Below are 16,550 nucleotides of genomic sequence, written 5' to 3' on the forward strand. Positions count from 1 at the left end.
AAGGCGTGGTAAACTCTGGCAATTGCGCCCTAACCTTCATAGATCAGGCATGAACAAACAGATAATGGACGCAAAATTTATGGAAAGCCGCCTGGACCTATTCATCAACCGCATGGTGTCGCAACGCGCCTGTCTGGATTTTGCCGCAGACGCCACAAAGGACATGTCCGGCCCCGTGTTCGAGCTGGGTTTGGGCAATGGCCGCACGTATTCGCACATGCGCCAGATCATGCCGGACCGTGACATTTACGTGTTTGAACGTGCTGTTGCGTCTCATCCCGATAGCACGCCGCCAGAGGATCGCGTTTTGCTGGGCGATGTGTTTGAAACTTTGCCTGCAGCTTTGAAACGCTTTGGCCCGACAGCGGCCTTGATCCATGCCGATCTTGGCGGGCACAACCGCGAAAAGAATGACCAGTTTGCGCGGGCTTTGTCCCCTGTGATTGAACCCATTTTAGCGCAAGGGGGGCTGATGGTTGCATCGGACCGAATGTACTTTGATACATTGACCGAAGTCGCATTGCCGCCAGATGCCGTGCGGGGGCGTTGCTTTATTTATACCTGCACGTGAGGCGTCGGGGTGAGGGCCTGCGGCAAGTGACGCTGCGGCGCAGGTGAAACGTGGCTCTTGCCCCTAAGGCAAGCCAAAGCATAGGTTTGCGGGTGTTCTATCCCAGCAGGAGCCTGTTTACGTGTCAGACCCAATTGCCTATGAACGCGACGGTGACGTCGCTGTCCTAACCATCAACAATCCGCCGGTAAATGCGCTAAGCCAAGCTGTGCGTCAGGGCCTGATGACCCGGATGGATCAAGCCGAAGGCGATGCGGGCGTTAAGGCCGTGGTGATTGTAGGCGAAGGCCGGGCCTTCATCGCGGGCGCGGACATCACCGAATTTGGCAAGCCGCCAATGGAGCCGTCCTTGCCGGATGTGATCGACCGGATCGAAGCATCACCTTTGATCGTCGTGGCTGCCATGCACGGTGTCAGCCTTGGCGGTGGTCTTGAAGTTGCCCTTGGGTGCCACTACCGCATCGCGGTGCCTTCTGCCCGTATCGGACTGCCCGAAGTTCATCTGGGGCTGATCCCCGGTGCTGGTGGCACGCAGCGATTGCCACGCGTCGCGGGTGTACAAGCCGCCATCGACATGGCTACCACGGGCCGCCACGTCAAAGCGGATGAAGCGCATAAGATGGGCGCGATTGACGTGGTGCAGGATGGCGATCCAACAGAGCTTGGCATCGCCTACGCCCAAAAGCTGCTGGACGACGGCGCCGCCCGTCGCCCCGTCAGCGAAATGCCCGCGCCCGAGGGCATCGACTGGGACGCGACCTACGATGCGGTTCTGGCCCGTGGCCGTGGTCAAATCGCCCCGGCCAAAGCCGTGCGTGCGGTGCAGGCCAGCGTGGAAAAACCGTTCGCCGAGGGGCTGTTGGCCGAACGCGACATCTTCATCGAACTGATGAACACCGACCAGCGCAAGGGCATGATCCACGCCTTTTTCTCTGAACATGCGGTCAGCAACCTGCCCGAACTGAAAGGGGTAGACCCGCGCGCCGTGGACCACATCGGCGTCATTGGCGGCGGCACCATGGGCGCTGGCATCGCCACGGCGGCGCTGCTGTCGGGCTTGCAAGTCACCATGCTGGAAATGTCATCCGAGGCAGGCGAAGCCGCACGCGGCCGCATCGGTGGCAATCTGGCAGGCGCGCTCAAACGCGGCAAGATCAGCCAGGCCCAACACGACGCGATCATGGACAAGGCCTTGCAGGTCTCGACGGACTACGCGGCCCTGTCTGACGTGGATCTTGTGATCGAGGCCGTCTTCGAGGATATGGCCGTCAAGAAACAGGTTTTCACCAAGCTGGACGACGTCTGCAAACAGGGCGCGATCCTTGCTTCCAACACATCCTATCTGGACGTCAACGAAATCGCGGCCTGCACCAAACGGCCTGAAGACGTGATTGGATTGCACTTTTTCTCGCCTGCCCATGTGATGAAACTGCTTGAGGTTGTCGTGCCCGATAAAACCGCCATTGACGTGGTGGCAACGGGCTTTGCGCTGGGCAAACGGTTGAACAAGATTTCTGTCCGCGCAGGGGTTTGTGACGGGTTCATCGGCAACCGTATCCTGTCGACGTACCGTCAAGCCGCCGATCAAATGGTGATGCAAGGCGCGTCGCCCTATGACATTGACGCCGCCTTAGAGGCCTTCGGGTTCGCCATGGGGCCTTTCGCCGTGGCCGACCTTGCCGGGCTTGATATCGGCTGGGCGGTGCGCAAGCGCAAACGGGCCGAAGGCACGATGCCGGATGGTGCCACCTATGCGGACAAAATGTGTGAGGCGGGCAATTTCGGTCAGAAAACTGGCAAAGGCTACTACGATTATGCGGCTGGCGCGAAGGCGCGCGTGCCGAACCCTGACGTCATGCCCCTGATCGAGGAAGATCGCGCTGGAACGCCGCAACGTACATTCACCGCTGACGACATCGTGCGCTACTACATGGCCGCCATGGTCAACGAGAGCGCGAAGGTCGTGGGCGAAGGCATCGCGCGACGCCCGCTCGACGTGGATATGACGCTGCTCTTTGGCTACGGCTTCCCGCGCTATCGCGGTGGACCGCTGAAATGGGCGGACATTGTGGGCCTCGACGATCTGCTTGGCGACATTAAGTCCTACGCTGAAACCAACCCCGAATTCTGGGCGCCCGCGCCCTTGCTGGAACAACTGGTGGCCGAAGGGAAAACCTTCGACAGCCTGAACTCTTAAACCCCGAAAGGAAGACCCATGGATCTGAACTACACAGACGAAGAACTGGCCTTTCGCGACGAAGTGCGCGCGTTTTTTGACGAAAAACTGGACAAGGATCTGGCCAACAAAGTGCGGCTTGGCACGGGCCTGTCCAAGGACGACATGGAAGGCTGGCACGCAACGCTGAACGCCCAAGGCTGGCTGGTGCCCAACTGGCCTGCCGAATTTGGCGGCACCGAATGGAACGCCGTGCAGCGCCACATCTTTGACGAGGAATCCGCCCGCTACCACGCGCCGCGCACCGTGCCGTTCGGCTTTTCGATGCTGGCGCCTGTGCTGCACAAATTCGGCTCAAGGGAACAAAACGACTACTGGTTGCCGCGTATGCTGGATGGCACCGACTGGTGGTGTCAGGGTTATTCCGAACCGGGTGCGGGGTCTGATCTGGCGTCCTTGAAAACCAAGGCTGTGCGCGAGGGCGACCACTATATCGTCAACGGTCAAAAGACATGGACGACGCTGGGCCAGCACGCCAACATGATCTTCTGTTTGGTGCGCACCGACAGCACCGTGAAGCAACAAGAAGGCATTTCCTTCCTGCTGATCGACATGGACACACCGGGCGTCGAAGTGCGCCCCATCATCCTGCTGGATGGTACCCATGAGGTGAACGAGGTCTGGTTCACAGACGTCAAAGTGCCGGTCGAGAACCTTGTGGGCGAGGAAAACAAAGGCTGGACCTACGCCAAGTATCTGCTGACCCATGAACGCACGAACATTGCAGGCGTGGGTTATTCCCAAGCAGGGATTGCCACGGTCAAACGGATCGCAAAATCCGAAATGTCCGGCGGCAAACCTTTGATGCAGAACCCGCATTTCGCAGCCCGTGTGGCGCAGGTGGAAATTGATCTGATGGCGATGGCAACAACGAACCTGCGCATCATTTCACGTGCCGCTGATGGGGCCGCTCCGGGGATCGAAGCGTCGATGTTGAAGGTCAAAGGCACGATTATCCGTCAGGAAATCAACGACTTGGCACGGCGTGCCGTGGGCGTCTATGCCATGCCGTTTGCATCCGAAATGGTGGAAGGCAGCAATGAGCCGCTGCCCGATCCACATGACGCAGGCCCACTGGCCGCGCATTATTTCAACAATCGCAAGCTGTCGATCTTCGGCGGTTCAAACGAGATCCAACGCGGGATCATCGCAAAAGTTTCAATGGGGGGCTGATCCATGAATTTCGAACTGACCGAAGAGCGGCAAATGCTGCAAGACACGCTGCGCCGTTTTCTCAGCGACCGCTACACAACCGAAACCCGCAACAAGATTTTGGATTCGGAGAGCGGCATGTCCGCCGAAATCTGGGAACAACTGGCCGAATTGGGCGTCATCGGCGCACTGTTTACCGAAGATCAAGGCGGCTTTGGCGGCATGGGTTTCGACATCGCTGTGGTGTTTGAAGAATTGGGGCGCGCAGGCGTGGTCGAACCGTTCCTTGATGGTGCACTTCTGTGTGGCCGCATCTTGGCGGAAGCAGGCGACACCGACCGCGTTGAAGAGATCATTGGCGGCGGTCTGCAACTGGCGCTGGCCCACGGCGAACCGACCAGCCGCTATGACCTGAACCGCGTACAAACCACCGCCAAAGGCAATGTCATCAATGGCCGCAAAGCCGTTGTGATGAACGCCGAAGCCGCAGACGTGATGATCGTCTCGTCGCGCACCTCGGGCGAGGTTGGCGAAAAGGATGGCATCACGCTGTTCGCTGTCGAAAAAGGGGCCAAAGGCGTCACCATGCAAGGCTATCCGCTGATGTCGGGTGGGCGCGCCGCAGAGGTGACTTTGGACGACGTTGAAGGCACCGTGATCGGGGAAGAAGGCAAAGGGTACGCGCTGCTTGAAAGCGCCAACGCAGCCGCCACTGTTGCACAATGTGCCGAGACGCTGGGCGCGATGCACACGGCGGCGAACCTGACCAAGGAATACCTGATGACACGCAAGCAATTCGGGCGGCCCATTGGCACGTTTCAGGCGCTGGCGCACCGCATGTCCGATCTGCTGATCGAGATGGAGCAAGCGACCTCGGCTGTGACCCGCGCCGCTGGCTACCTTGAGGCTGACGCAAAGATGCGCGACATGAACATCCACGCAGCGAAAAACCTGATGGGGCGAGCTGGGCGGCTTGTGTCAGAGGAAGCGATCCAGATGCATGGTGGCATCGCCATGACGCAGGAATACGAACTGGCGCATATTGCCAAACGGATTACCATGTCGGATCACCGCTTTGGGGACACGGACCACCACCTTGAAAAGTTCATCGCGCTGAGCGCCGCATGAGTGAAACGGGCATAATCCGGGACGAGACAGGCACACAAAGCCTGATTGGTTACGTTGTGGATGTGTCTGCAAAAGATGGAAAAGGACGCTGCTGGCTGGACATCGGCCCGCAGCACACCAACCGCCACAAGGCATTGCATGGCGGGATTATCACCTGCCTTCTGGACAACGCGTCGGGCACCACCGGATCCTTGACGGTGGACGACACCGGCAAAGCGCCGTTTTTGACGATCTCCATGAACACGCATTATCTGGCCCCTGCGTTCAAAGGGCGTGTCACGGCGACAGGGCGGGTGACGGGCGGTGGCAAAAGCCTTTTGTTCATTGATGCCGAACTGGTGGACGAAGAAGGGCGCGTGATTGCCACGTCCTCGGGGGTGTTTAAACGGGTGCCACAGGAGAGACTTGCATGACAGCCTACATCGAAGACGCAGGCGATCGTTTGATCGTATGGAACGGGAATGCAGCCAAGCGCGGCGCGATCACACCGGAATACTACGGCGCGATCCAACAGGCCTGTACCCAAGCAAAAGATCGACGTGTTCGGGCTGTTATCATCACATCCCAAGGGGATTTCTTCTGCGCTGGCGGCGATTTGAATGCGTTGCAAGAACGGCGATCGCTTTCGGAAGAGGGGCGCCAGCAAAAGATCGAAATACTGCATGACGTGATCCGTGCCATTCGCGCGTGCGACGTGCCTGTGATTGCGGCTGTCAAAGGCGGCGCGGCCGGGGCCGGAGCATCTATTGCTTTGGCTTGTGATTTTATTGTGGCGGAAGCGGGCTGCAAATTTACAGCCGCTTACGTCAAGGCGGGGTTGGTGCCGGATGGGGGATTAACAGCATCTTTGGCCCGGATGATCCCGCGTCCTTTGGCAATGGAAATGTGCGTTCTGGCGCGGCCCGTTACTGCGGAGCGGATGGAAGGCCTAGGCGCGATCAATGTGACGTGCCCGCTGGATCAGGTTTTGGCAGAAGCCAACGCATTGGCGGATGCCGTAGCAATTGGCCCGCGCAACGCTCAGGGCCGGATCAGGGCAATGGTGGCGCAAGCCTATGACCAAAGCGAAGCGGCGCAGCTGGATGTGGAACGCGATGCCATGGCCCACGCGGCAGGCGCGGATGAGGCCGCAGAAGGCATCGCCGCGTTTTTGGGCAAACGCAAACCGGAGTACGGCACATGAACGCACGCGTCGAAGACTATCTGGCGGCGCAAGTGGCATCTCGCGCAGAGGCGGATGCAGTGTCGGATGTGACGGGGATTGCACTGAGCTATGGTGGTTTGGACGCGGCCAGCGACGCGCTTGTATCGGTCCTTGAAGATGCAGGCGTCCAGAAAGCCGACCGTGTGTTGATCTTGTCCGAAAATTGCGTGGCGGCTGTGGCCTTGCTGTTTGCATGTTGGAAACTGGGCGCACGGGCGATTCCGGTTAACGCGCGACAGACGGAAAGCGAAGTAGATCGCATTCTGGCCCATGCCGAACCTGCGGCTGTGTTTATGACAACGTCTGTGTCCAAAGATGCAAAGGCGCATGCCACGCGCATGGGCGGGCATGAAATCTCAGGGGACTACGGTTCGCTTCATATGAAAGCATTGACCAGCAAGCCTGATGCCGAAGGCGATGTGGCGGTTTTGCTTTATACCACCGGAACGACCGGAGACCCCAAAGGGGTCATGCTAACGCACTCAAATGTTCGCTTCGGGGGGCTGACATCAGCCAACCTGCGAAACATGAAGCACGAAGATGTAATCTATGGCGTGTTGCCCACCACACATGTGTTCGGGCTGTGTTCGGTGGTGGTGGCGGCGGTCTATGCGGGGGCGCCTGTGCGGCTTGCGCCGCGATTCGAGGTGGCAAAGTTGTATGCGGCATTGCGCGACGGGGTGACGCTGTTTTCAGGCGTGCCGCAAATGCACGCGCTTTTGATGCAATACACCAAAGAACAAGGACTGGAAAAACTGGGGTCCGAGACGCTGCGCTATGTGTCCTCCGGTGCGGCCCCCCTTGATCCCACATGGAAGCGCGAGGCCGAGGCGTTCTATGGCGTGGCGATCCAAAACGGGTATGGGATGACGGAAACGACAGCGGGGACGTCCGCCACAAGCAATCCCATCGGCAATTCCGACACATCTGTGGGCCCAGCGTTGCCGGGCATCGAAATCGGAATCGACGAGGACGTGCCCGGGGGCGGCGCAGGCGTGGGAGAGGTTATCACCCGCGGGCCACACATTATGAAAGGCTACTACAAGAACCCCGAGGAGACCGCCAAAGTGCTGGATGCCAATGGGTGGATGCACACAGGTGATCTGGGGCGGATTGACGATCATGGTCTGTTGCACATCGTTGGGCGTTCAAAGGAATTGATCATCCATGGTGGGTTCAACGTCTACCCGCCCGAGGTCGAAGCCGCACTGAATGACCACCCGAAAGTCGTGCAAGCGGCAGTTGTAGGGCGGCGCAAAGACGGCGATGAAGAGGTGTTGGCATTTGTGCAGCTTGCGGACCTTGACGCTCTGGATGCCGAAAGCCTTGGCGCATTCGTATCCGAGCGGCTGGTGGGGTACAAAAGACCCAAACGTTATGTGTTTGCCAAAGTGCTGCCCGCTGCGCCAACAGGAAAGATCTTGAAGCATAAGCTTGTCGAAACATTTGCGGATCAACTCGACTGATCCTGTTTCTTTTCGCTGTAAGTATCCCGGGGTCCGGGGCAGAGCCCCGGTTTCAAACTTCGATGCTGGTTGCGGCCTCACGAATCGATCGGATGTTCGCTCCGTAGGGTGCAGGGTCTAGCACAGAGCCCCCTCGAAACACCGCGGATCCAGCAACCAGAACATCAGCGCCCGCATTTGCGACCAAAGGCGCCGTCGTCGGATCAACGCCACCGTCGATTTCGATGTGGATGGGCCGGTCCCCGATCATGGCGCGCAGCTGCCGGACTTTTTCGACCTGGCTGTGAATGAATTTCTGTCCGCCAAATCCCGGGTTCACCGTCATCACACAGACCAAATCCACCATATCCAGCAGATATTCGACCGCGGACGCGGGAGTGGCCGGGTTCAGTGCGACACCGGCTTTGGCTCCGGCCCCTCTGATGGCTTGCATGGTGCGGTGGATGTGTGGTCCTGCCTCAACATGCGCCGTGATGACATCTGCACCTGCGTTTGCAAAAGCTTCGATATAGGGATCAACAGGCGCAATCATCAGGTGCACATCCATGACCCCTTTGATATGGGGGCGGATCGCGGCACAGGTGGCAGGGCCAAAGGTGATGTTGGGCACGAAATGTCCGTCCATCACATCCACATGCACCCAGTCTGCCCCTTGTGCTTCAATTGCTTCGCATTCAGCGCCAAAGTTGGCGAAGTCCGCGGAAAGAATGGACGGCGCGATTTTGATAGAACGATTGAAGGTCATGGCAGTGCCTTTTTGTTGGGTTTGCCGCGCTATAGCGGGTGCATGCGTGCGTGGCAAACCTTAGGACCCTCCGGGGGAGGTTTATTTGGCGAGATGAAGCCGGATCAGACCTGATAATAGTCGCGGTACCAGTCAACAAAGGTTTGGATGCCGGTTTGGATCGGGGTCGTTGGTGCGTCACCGGTCAGTGTTTTGAGCAAGGTCGTGTCCGCCCAGGTCGCTGGGACATCACCCGGTTGCATGTCTTTGAATATTTTCGTGGCCTTTTGGCCAATGGCCGTTTCAATCGATTCCACAAAATCCATCAAGGCAACGGGTGCGCCGGTGCCTATGTTTACCACCCTGTGGGGCGCAACTGCTGACAGGCTATCGCCTTGGATCGGATCAGCCCCGGGCATTGGCGGCACAGCATCAATCAAGGCGGTTATTCCGCGTACGAGATCGTCTATGTAGGTAAAGTCCCGTTGCATTTTTCCATGGTTGTAGATTTCGATGGGTTCATTGTTCAGAATAGCTTTGGTGAATTTAAAATGCGCCATGTCAGGCCTGCCCCAAGCGCCGTAAACGGTAAAGAACCGGAACATTGTGATCGGCAAATCGTACAGATGCGCATAAGAATGTGCCATGTTCTCGGTGGCCTTCTTGGTGGCTGCATAAAAGGACATTTGCGCGTCCACTTTGTCGGCTTCTGTGTAAGGCATTTGGGTGTTTGCGCCATAAACGCTGGATGTTGACGCCAAAAGCATATGCGCTGGTGGCACGGCCCGCGCGGCTTCCAGCAATTCAAACGTGCCCATCAAATTCGCTTCGACATAGGATCGCGGCGCGTCGATAGAATAGCGCACCCCTGCTTGTGCTGCCAAGTGAACGACTGCATCGAACTGATGAGTTTCAAAAAGATCTTGCAGCACCCCGGGTGTTTCAAGGCGGGCGTTCACTGCGCTAAAGCCTGCATTTTGATGCAGCATGGCATGCCTGCGATCTTTCAGGCGGACATCGTAGTAGTCGGTCATCGCGTCCAGCCCGACGACACGCCATCCCTGATCCAGAAGTGCCTTGGCTGTGAAGTAGCCGATGAACCCCGCCGAACCTGTTACCAATGCAGTGCGTGTCATTGTTGTGCCTTACCTGATCCCTTGTTTTCAAACTGAAGCACCGGAGGCGAAAAGGCCAGCGCCAAGCGGAACGGACCTTTTTAATTTAACTTTAGAATTAAATGCGTCACAGTGGCGGAAACGCATTTGGAAACACAGGAGAGCGGCAATGTTTATCGGTCTTGATTTGGGCACCTCGGGCCTGCGGGCATTGCTGGTTGATGCAGCGGGGCGCACCATTGGTGACGCCAATGCAAATTACAGCGTGTCGCATCCCCACAGTGGCTGGTCAGAGCAAAACCCGAAGGACTGGACAGACAGCTGTATTGCCGTGATGGCTGCGCTGAAGGCGTCTTATCCGTCCGATTTTGCCAAAGTGCAGGGCATCGGGATGTCTGGTCACATGCATGGCGCCACGACACTGGATGCGGAGGGTCTTGTTTTGCGCCCCTGCATTTTGTGGAACGACACCCGCAGTCACAGTCAGGCGGCCCGTTTGGATTCAAATCCAGTATTTCGCAAAGTGACTGGCAACATTGTGTTCCCCGGTTTTACAGCCCCTAAACTGGTGTGGATGGCGCAACATGAACCTGCGTTGTTTGAACAGGTTGATAAGGTTCTGCTGCCAAAGGATTACATGAATTTCTGGCTCACCGGTGTGGCTGCTTCGGACATGTCTGACAGTGCGGGGACCGCGTGGCTGGATGTTGGGGCACGGGACTGGTCCGACACGTTGCTGGACGCTACGGGCATGCGCCGCGACCAAATGCCAATGCTTTACGAAGGCACCGAAGGTATCGGCACTGTAAAACCCGATATCGCGGCTTTGCTGGGATTGCCGGAGGATGTGCAAGTTGTGGCAGGGGGCGGCGACAATGCCGTCGCTGCGTGCGGGGTGGGGGCGATGGAAGACGGAGACGGTTTTGTATCGCTTGGCACGTCTGGTGTCGTTTTGACCGCGCGGGATGGATTCGCGCCCATGGCCGAGACGGCCGTACATAGCTTTTGCCATGCGGTGCCCGCGCAATGGTATCAAATGGGGGTCGTTTTGGCGGCCACAGACAGTATGAACTGGCTGAGCGGGATCACGGGCGTCACGCCGTCTGAGTTGACCCAAGCCTTGGGGGCGACGCCCGAACCGCCAAATGATCTGTTGTTTTTGCCGTATTTGTCCGGCGAACGCACGCCTCACAACGACAGTGCAGTACGGGGCGGTTTTCTGGGGCTTGATATTGCGCATACACGCAATGACATGACCCGCGCCGTCATGGAGGGTGTGTGCTATGCCTTGCGCGACAGTCTGGAAGCATTGCGCGCAACAGGCGCTGCACCAAAACGGCTTTTGGCGATTGGGGGCGGGACACAGTCGGATCATTGGGTTGCGATGCTGGCGTCCATTCTGGACCTTCCGCTGGACGTTCCGGCGCAAGGTGAATTTGGCGCGGCCCTTGGTGCGGCGCGACTGGCGATATGCGGTGTAACGGGTGCCGACCCTGCGACGATCATGACAAAACCAACCCTTGCGCGGACGGTCCATCCTGATCCATCTTTGGTAGAGCCCTACGCGCAGGGTTATGCACGATACTGCAAGGGATATTCAGCGATGAAGGCACTGCAATGAAAAGGGTATTCGCAACGGTTTTGATAAGTGCGTGTGCTGTGGTCGCCGTTCAGGCTGCGGACCTTCCAACGCCTGATGTATCATTCCCGCAGACAAACAATGCGCAAATCACGTTGGGGCAGCTGTTGTTTTTCGATCCCATCTTGTCGGGCAACAAAACGGTGTCCTGTGCCACGTGCCATCATCCGAAATTCAACACCGCTGATGGCGTGTCTTTGGGGATTGGCGATGGCGGTATCGGGCTGGGGCCGGTGCGTAAGGTAGATGCGGACAATCTGCCGGAAAAGCGGATACCGCGTCATGCGCCTATGTTGTTCAATATTGGCGCTTCGGAATTCACATCGTTCTTCCACGACGGGCGGCTTGAAGTCGACACCACGCGCCCGTCCGGTATTCGCACACCCTTGGGTTCAGAGATGGAGCAAGGTTTTGCTTCATTGTTGTCGGCACAAACGATGTTTCCGGTCTTGTCCGCTGATGAAATGGCCGGGCATTTGGGGGAAAACGATGTGTCGCGTGCGGTCCGGCGGGGCGTGATCACCGGACCGGACGGTGCTTGGGATATTCTGGCCAAGCGGGTTGAGGCAATTCCGGCTTATCGCGCCGCTTTCGATCCGATCATAGGTGCGGACACGGCTGTGCATTTCACGGACATTTCCGACGCAATTGCGGCGTTTGTGGATTTTGAATGGCGTGCAGTGAACAGTCCATTTGATGCGTTTTTGCGTCGTGGGGCCCCTATGGACACGGATGCTATGGCGGGGATGGAATTGTTCTATGGCTCTGCGGGGTGTTCCACATGCCATGCGGGCCTGTTCCAGACCGATCATAAGTTCCACGCAATCGCCATGCCGCAAATCGGGCCGGGCAAAGCGGCTATATTTGAAAATCACCAACGCGATCTGGGGCGCATGCGTGTGACTGGAAATACCGCAGATGCCTATGCGTTCCGCACGCCAAGTTTGCGCAATGTTGCGCACACAGCGCCCTATGGGCACGCCGGAGCCTATGCGACGTTGGAAGGTGTGGTGCGCCATCACCTTGATCCTTTGGGGGCGTTAAAAACCTATTTGGCTGATCAGGCTGTGTTGCCTGACGGTTTGGGAAAAGGGGATTTCGCAGTGATGGCGGATACCGCAGAGGTCACGCGTATCTCACAGGCAAATCAGCTTGAGCCACAAGATTTGACCGATGCGGAGGTGTCGCAATTGCTTGCGTTTTTGAATGCGTTGACCGATGTGCAAAGCTTGCGCGGGGCCTTGGGCATTCCAGCGTCTGTCCCAAGTGGTTTGCCCTTTGACTAAGGGCAGGACCCATTAACCCTGTGGCGCTGGTGGTGAAAGGGGCTGATCCTAATAGCGGGTCAGCGTCGCACTTTCCCCGTCGCGCATCACGCGTACGCGTTGGTTGGTTTGCACAGCCATCCACTGTGTGGCTGTCATATCAGGCCAGATAACGCGCATCATGATGCCTTCAGCGTCACCAAGTCCAAAGTGTTCAGGACCTGCGCTGCCGCCTGCATGTCCGCCACCAATCACCAGTTCGCGCACTTGCAACCCCATGTCGTCCATAACTTCGATCCAGCCGCCAATGGCGCGTGTGTTCGCGTTCGGTTGACGGGCTTCAACGCTTAGCCAATACCCTGTTTGTGCAGAAGTGTTCTTATAAACCTCGAGCGCCGCCATACGGTTCACAACAATCAGATCCAATAGCCCGTCACCATCCAGATCGGTCAGGGATGCGCCACGGGCACGGTGCAGGCTGGCGATGCCTGCGGTCAGGCCCGCCTCTGAAAACTGTCCTTTTTCATCTTGAATAAGCAGGTTGTTGGGGTCTTCCATCGCCATGCCGGGCATTTGTTGGACGTTGCCTTTGGCGATGAACACATCATCCATGCCGTCATTCTGTACGTCGCCCAATGCAATGTGCCATCCTGTTGATGGTCGCCCGTCGCCACCCGTGTAGGGTCGGTGTGCGGCGGCACCACGTTCAAAGGGGGCGTCTTTGAATTCAGCGCCTTGTCCCGTCCATTCTTGCAGACGCTGGTCGCCCATCGAGGACAAGAACACCTCGGTCAGCCCGTCGCGATCCAGATCACGGGATGCGATGCCCATTCCCCAAAGTTGGTGGGTAATCCACCCATCGTCCTGTGTGTAAAGGCGCGGTGTGTCGCCCAAAGTCCAAAGCTGCTCTGCGCCACCTTTGACATAGTAGTGTCTGTCATTGCTAACGCGCAGGTCCGGTGTGCCGCCGCGTGACCAATCGGAGATCAACATGGACAAGGCGCAAAACCCCGGTGCCAGTTCCGTGGCGGTGTAGGCGTTGTTCGTTTGGTCGGGGCGCAACAGCAGGTTGGTGTCACATGCCTCGAAGGGTCCATCTGGATCAAACCTGTCCACGTAATGCCCGAACGCCAAGCTGGGCAAAGTGTCATCGCCAGACCAGATGGCGGAAAAAGCTGTTGTCCAGCGGTCTTCGAACGCAACGCCCGGCAGCGGGGCAGGGGTGAACCCGCATTGACCGTCGCCCAAAAGGGTTGTGTCTTCGCCAACCCGCATCACCACCAAATCAAGGTGGCCGTCGTTGTTCAAATCCATCGGGTAAGCGCCCGTGACGCCGGACAGTTGCGCAAATTCTGAAACGGGGGCAAATTCTATCCCATCCTTGGAGCTTGTGTTGCGCCAAAGCGCAGAAGGCGCAGCACCTCCCGCCGCAAAAAGATCGGGTTTTGCGTCGCCGTCACAATCCAGAACGGCAAGGCCGCCCCCGACAAAATGTTCCCAGCCACCTGTATAGACATGTTCGGGCACCGTCACCGGGGCAAACTGTACGTCAGCCAGCGAAAATGGTGCAAACCCGGCCCATGCGATACCTGCTGCAAATAGCGCGACTTTACCCTGCATCTTCACGCACATCCTTTGCCGCCATGTCATAGACGAAGTCCAAGGCATAGGCCGCGGCACCGCTGGCCCACATCTGGTTGCCCCATTTGTGGATGACGACTTCGGGCGGGGCCTTGTCGATTTGAACGATGGATTTGCGCATCTCGGCGATAACCTCTTCGGCGTAAAGGTGGTCGAATTTCATCTGCTCGCCCGCCAGAATGATAAGCTCGGGATCAAAGACGTTGACCAGATTGGCAAGGCCCAAGGCGAACATGTGCCCGGCCCGCGCCACGATGGTTTCTGCCGTGGGATCCTGGGCCTTGGCTGCAGCCAAAAGTTGTTCAAACTGCTTTGTGGGGGGCAGGGTTTGGTCAATGGCGCCAACGCTGGCAGCTTCGCGCAACATGGCGTAATCGGCAACGTAGGCTTCAAGACATCCGCGTTGCCCGCAGCGACACAGCGCACCGGCCAATTGCACCTTGGTGTGGCCGAATTCAGCGCCGCAACCCCGTGTGCCGCGATAAATTTGGTCATTCAAGACAATGCCCATGCCAACGCCGCTTTCAATGATAACAACGATGAAATCGGAATGTCCGCGCCCAAGACCAAAGCTTTTTTCTGCCATGGCCACGAGGTTCGCGTCATTGTCTAAAAATGCAGGCACCCCCATGCGCAGGGACAGGATGTCCCGAAAATTGATGTTGCGGGCGGTCAGGGACGGCGACCAGTAGACTGTGCCGTTTTGCGCGTCGACAATCCCCGCCAGCCCAACGCCCACGCCAGATAGATCAGACAGGTTTTTGCCAATGGACTGTGCCAGTGTTTGCACGACGTTTGCGATGCGATCAGCAAGCGCATCTGCTTCGTTCGGGCCTTTGGGCAGGTCCACGTCACGACTTGCCAATTCGGTGCCAACAAAATCTGACAACATCACTGATATTGTAGTGTCGGAGACTTTGATCCCGGCGACACAATGGGCATCGCCGCGCAGTTTCAGATCGACACGGGGGCGGCCACGACTGGTTTCTGCGCCGTCTTGGCGGGGCACTTCTTCGATCAGGCCCTCGCGTAATAGGTCTGCTGTGGTTGTTGTGACGGTGGCACGGGAAATGCCCGTGACCTGAGACAGGTCTATGCGTGGGATTGGTCCGTGCCGTTCAATGGCGCGAAGCAACACGCGTCGCCCCTGTTCGCGCTGATGTCCAAATGCCATGCCCGTTCTCCCTGCCGATGGTTATACACAGATCGGCCTTCCAAGACCAAGCTTGCACCAAAAAATAGACCTGTGTCCAATTTAATTTGCAAAGCGAATTTAATCTCGCTACAACAGATTCGACCCCGCATGAAAAATTGCAAAACCAGCGGGTGACATCGTTCGGGAGGAACAAATGAAACTTTTTAAAACTGCAATCGCGGTCACAGCAGGCGTGTTGATGAGCACAGCCGCTTGGGCTGAAGACATCGTCGTCGGTGTGAGCTGGTCAAACTTTCAGGAAGAGCGCTGGAAAACCGACGAAGCCGCAATCAAAGCTGCTTTGGACGCCGCTGGTGCAAAATACATTTCTGCAGACGCGCAATCTTCTTCCGGCAAGCAATTGTCTGATGTTGAATCGCTGATCGCTCAAGGCGCAAACGCGCTGATCATTCTGGCGCAAGACGCGTCGTCTGTTGGTCCGGCCGTGCAGCAAGCATCCGACGAAGGTATTCCTGTTATTGCCTATGACCGTTTGATCGAAGACAGCCGCGCCTTTTACCTGACATTCGACAACGTCGAAGTGGGTCGTATGCAGGCCCGTGCGGTTCTGGACGCCATGCCAAAAGGCAACTACGTCATGATCAAGGGCTCCCCAACCGATCCAAACGCAGACTTCCTGCGTGGTGGTCAGCAAGAAGTGCTGCAAGCGGCGATTGACGCGGGCGACATCACCATTGTCGGCGAAGCTTACACAGACGGCTGGGTGCCTGCGAACGCACAGCGCAATATGGAACAGATCCTGACCGCACAAGACAACAAAGTGGACGCGGTTGTGGCCTCCAACGACGGCACCGCGGGCGGTGTTGTTGCGGCTCTGACAGCGCAAGGCATGGAAGGCATTCCAGTGTCCGGCCAAGACGGTGACCACGCCGCTCTGAACCGTGTCGCGACTGGCACGCAAACTGTGTCCGTTTGGAAAGACGCACGCGCCCTTGGCACAGCAGCTGCTGAAGCCGCCGTTGCATTGGCCGCAGGCGAAACTGTTGAAGGTTCTGGCGAATGGACGTCTCCAGCAGGCACAACATTGCAGGCCCGCTTCCTTGAGCCGGTTCCTGTAACAGCCGACAACCTGTCCGTCGTGATCGACGCAGGCTGGATCGAAAAAGACAAGCTGTGCGCGGGTTCTTCCAACGCCGCTTGTAACTAAACACTCCCAGTCCTCTCGGCCTTGCGGGGTCGGGGGGACACCTCGC

General features: G+C 57.7%; 14 protein-coding genes. 10 read left to right on the forward strand and 4 right to left on the reverse strand.

Annotation, left to right across the window (positions count from 1 at the left end; all coding sequences use genetic code 11):
- The first annotated feature begins 49 nt into the window (after window positions 1–49).
- From ASD8599_RS02765 to ASD8599_RS02795, 7 genes are all read left to right on the forward strand, one after another.
- A complete protein-coding gene (locus tag ASD8599_RS02765; protein WP_245925910.1) occupies window positions 50–571 on the forward strand; it encodes a class I SAM-dependent methyltransferase in 522 nt (173 codons plus the stop codon).
- 121 nt (window positions 572–692) lie between these two features.
- Window positions 693–2,768 (forward strand): 3-hydroxyacyl-CoA dehydrogenase NAD-binding domain-containing protein, encoded by a 2,076-nt coding sequence (locus ASD8599_RS02770; protein WP_108827119.1) that lies wholly within the window; start codon window positions 693–695, stop codon window positions 2,766–2,768.
- 18 nt (window positions 2,769–2,786) lie between these two features.
- Window positions 2,787–3,980 (forward strand): acyl-CoA dehydrogenase family protein, encoded by a 1,194-nt coding sequence (locus ASD8599_RS02775; RefSeq protein WP_108827120.1) that lies wholly within the window; start codon window positions 2,787–2,789, stop codon window positions 3,978–3,980.
- Window positions 3,981–3,983: 3 nt separating this feature from the next.
- Window positions 3,984–5,087: an acyl-CoA dehydrogenase family protein gene (locus tag ASD8599_RS02780; protein ID WP_108827121.1), complete on the forward strand. Its 1,104-nt coding sequence runs from the start codon at window positions 3,984–3,986 to the stop codon at window positions 5,085–5,087.
- Window positions 5,084–5,500, forward strand: a complete 417-nt coding sequence (locus ASD8599_RS02785; protein WP_108827122.1) for a PaaI family thioesterase — start codon at window positions 5,084–5,086, stop codon at window positions 5,498–5,500. The genes ASD8599_RS02780 and ASD8599_RS02785 overlap by 4 nt, the downstream gene beginning before the upstream one ends.
- A complete protein-coding gene (locus ASD8599_RS02790; protein ID WP_108827123.1) occupies window positions 5,497–6,270 on the forward strand; it encodes an oxepin-CoA hydrolase, alternative type in 774 nt (257 codons plus the stop codon). The genes ASD8599_RS02785 and ASD8599_RS02790 overlap by 4 nt, the downstream gene beginning before the upstream one ends.
- A complete protein-coding gene (locus ASD8599_RS02795) occupies window positions 6,267–7,757 on the forward strand; it encodes a class I adenylate-forming enzyme family protein (RefSeq protein ID WP_108827124.1) in 1,491 nt (496 codons plus the stop codon). The genes ASD8599_RS02790 and ASD8599_RS02795 overlap by 4 nt, the downstream gene beginning before the upstream one ends.
- A gap of 52 nt (window positions 7,758–7,809) precedes the next feature.
- Here ASD8599_RS02795 and rpe read toward each other — a convergent pair whose 3' ends face one another.
- Window positions 7,810–8,502 carry a ribulose-phosphate 3-epimerase gene (rpe, locus tag ASD8599_RS02800; protein WP_108827125.1) on the reverse strand — a complete coding sequence of 231 codons (693 nt, stop codon included), beginning with the start codon at window positions 8,500–8,502 and terminating at the stop codon, window positions 7,810–7,812.
- Between the two features lie 104 nt (window positions 8,503–8,606).
- Window positions 8,607–9,617: an SDR family NAD(P)-dependent oxidoreductase gene (locus ASD8599_RS02805; protein ID WP_108827126.1), complete on the reverse strand. Its 1,011-nt coding sequence runs from the start codon at window positions 9,615–9,617 to the stop codon at window positions 8,607–8,609.
- 148 nt (window positions 9,618–9,765) lie between these two features.
- On the opposite strand from ASD8599_RS02805, the gene xylB reads away from it, so the two are divergent.
- The gene (gene xylB, locus ASD8599_RS02810; RefSeq protein ID WP_108827127.1) at window positions 9,766–11,217 is read left to right on the forward strand and encodes a xylulokinase; all 1,452 of its coding nucleotides are present in this window, start codon (window positions 9,766–9,768) and stop codon (window positions 11,215–11,217) included.
- Window positions 11,214–12,521: a cytochrome-c peroxidase gene (locus ASD8599_RS02815; protein ID WP_108827128.1), complete on the forward strand. Its 1,308-nt coding sequence runs from the start codon at window positions 11,214–11,216 to the stop codon at window positions 12,519–12,521. The genes xylB and ASD8599_RS02815 overlap by 4 nt, the downstream gene beginning before the upstream one ends.
- Window positions 12,522–12,569: 48 nt before the next feature.
- On the opposite strand, the gene ASD8599_RS02820 is transcribed toward ASD8599_RS02815, so the two are convergent.
- A complete protein-coding gene (locus tag ASD8599_RS02820; RefSeq protein ID WP_108827129.1) occupies window positions 12,570–14,120 on the reverse strand; it encodes a CRTAC1 family protein in 1,551 nt (516 codons plus the stop codon).
- Entirely contained in the window at window positions 14,110–15,315 is a 1,206-nt protein-coding gene (locus ASD8599_RS02825; protein ID WP_108827130.1) for an ROK family transcriptional regulator, read from the reverse strand. The genes ASD8599_RS02820 and ASD8599_RS02825 overlap by 11 nt, the downstream gene beginning before the upstream one ends.
- Before the next feature lie 175 nt (window positions 15,316–15,490).
- Here ASD8599_RS02825 and xylF point away from each other — a divergent pair, with 175 nt between their 5' ends.
- Window positions 15,491–16,504 carry a D-xylose ABC transporter substrate-binding protein gene (gene xylF / locus ASD8599_RS02830; protein WP_108827131.1) on the forward strand — a complete coding sequence of 338 codons (1,014 nt, stop codon included), beginning with the start codon at window positions 15,491–15,493 and terminating at the stop codon, window positions 16,502–16,504.
- Window positions 16,505–16,550 lie beyond the last annotated feature (46 nt).

Origin of the sequence: Ascidiaceihabitans donghaensis, from assembly GCF_900302465.1 — a bacterium.
Classification (GTDB): domain Bacteria; phylum Pseudomonadota; class Alphaproteobacteria; order Rhodobacterales; family Rhodobacteraceae; genus Ascidiaceihabitans; species Ascidiaceihabitans donghaensis.

Bases quoted from the DNA above. Each gene is read 5' to 3' on its own strand.
- ASD8599_RS02765 (WP_245925910.1), top strand. From the start codon at position 50: ATGAACAAACAGATAATGGACGCAAAATTTATGGAAAGCCGCCTGGAC.
- ASD8599_RS02825 (WP_108827130.1), bottom strand. From the start codon at position 15,315: ATGGCATTTGGACATCAGCGCGAACAGGGGCGACGCGTGTTGCTTCGC.
- rpe (WP_108827125.1), bottom strand. From the start codon at position 8,502: ATGACCTTCAATCGTTCTATCAAAATCGCGCCGTCCATTCTTTCCGCG.
- ASD8599_RS02820 (WP_108827129.1), bottom strand. From the start codon at position 14,120: ATGCAGGGTAAAGTCGCGCTATTTGCAGCAGGTATCGCATGGGCCGGG.
- ASD8599_RS02795 (WP_108827124.1), top strand. From the start codon at position 6,267: ATGAACGCACGCGTCGAAGACTATCTGGCGGCGCAAGTGGCATCTCGC.
- ASD8599_RS02805 (WP_108827126.1), bottom strand. From the start codon at position 9,617: ATGACACGCACTGCATTGGTAACAGGTTCGGCGGGGTTCATCGGCTAC.
- xylB (WP_108827127.1), top strand. From the start codon at position 9,766: ATGTTTATCGGTCTTGATTTGGGCACCTCGGGCCTGCGGGCATTGCTG.
- ASD8599_RS02785 (WP_108827122.1), top strand. From the start codon at position 5,084: ATGAGTGAAACGGGCATAATCCGGGACGAGACAGGCACACAAAGCCTG.
- xylF (WP_108827131.1), top strand. From the start codon at position 15,491: ATGAAACTTTTTAAAACTGCAATCGCGGTCACAGCAGGCGTGTTGATG.
- ASD8599_RS02815 (WP_108827128.1), top strand. From the start codon at position 11,214: ATGAAAAGGGTATTCGCAACGGTTTTGATAAGTGCGTGTGCTGTGGTC.
- ASD8599_RS02790 (WP_108827123.1), top strand. From the start codon at position 5,497: ATGACAGCCTACATCGAAGACGCAGGCGATCGTTTGATCGTATGGAAC.
- ASD8599_RS02780 (WP_108827121.1), top strand. From the start codon at position 3,984: ATGAATTTCGAACTGACCGAAGAGCGGCAAATGCTGCAAGACACGCTG.
- ASD8599_RS02775 (WP_108827120.1), top strand. From the start codon at position 2,787: ATGGATCTGAACTACACAGACGAAGAACTGGCCTTTCGCGACGAAGTG.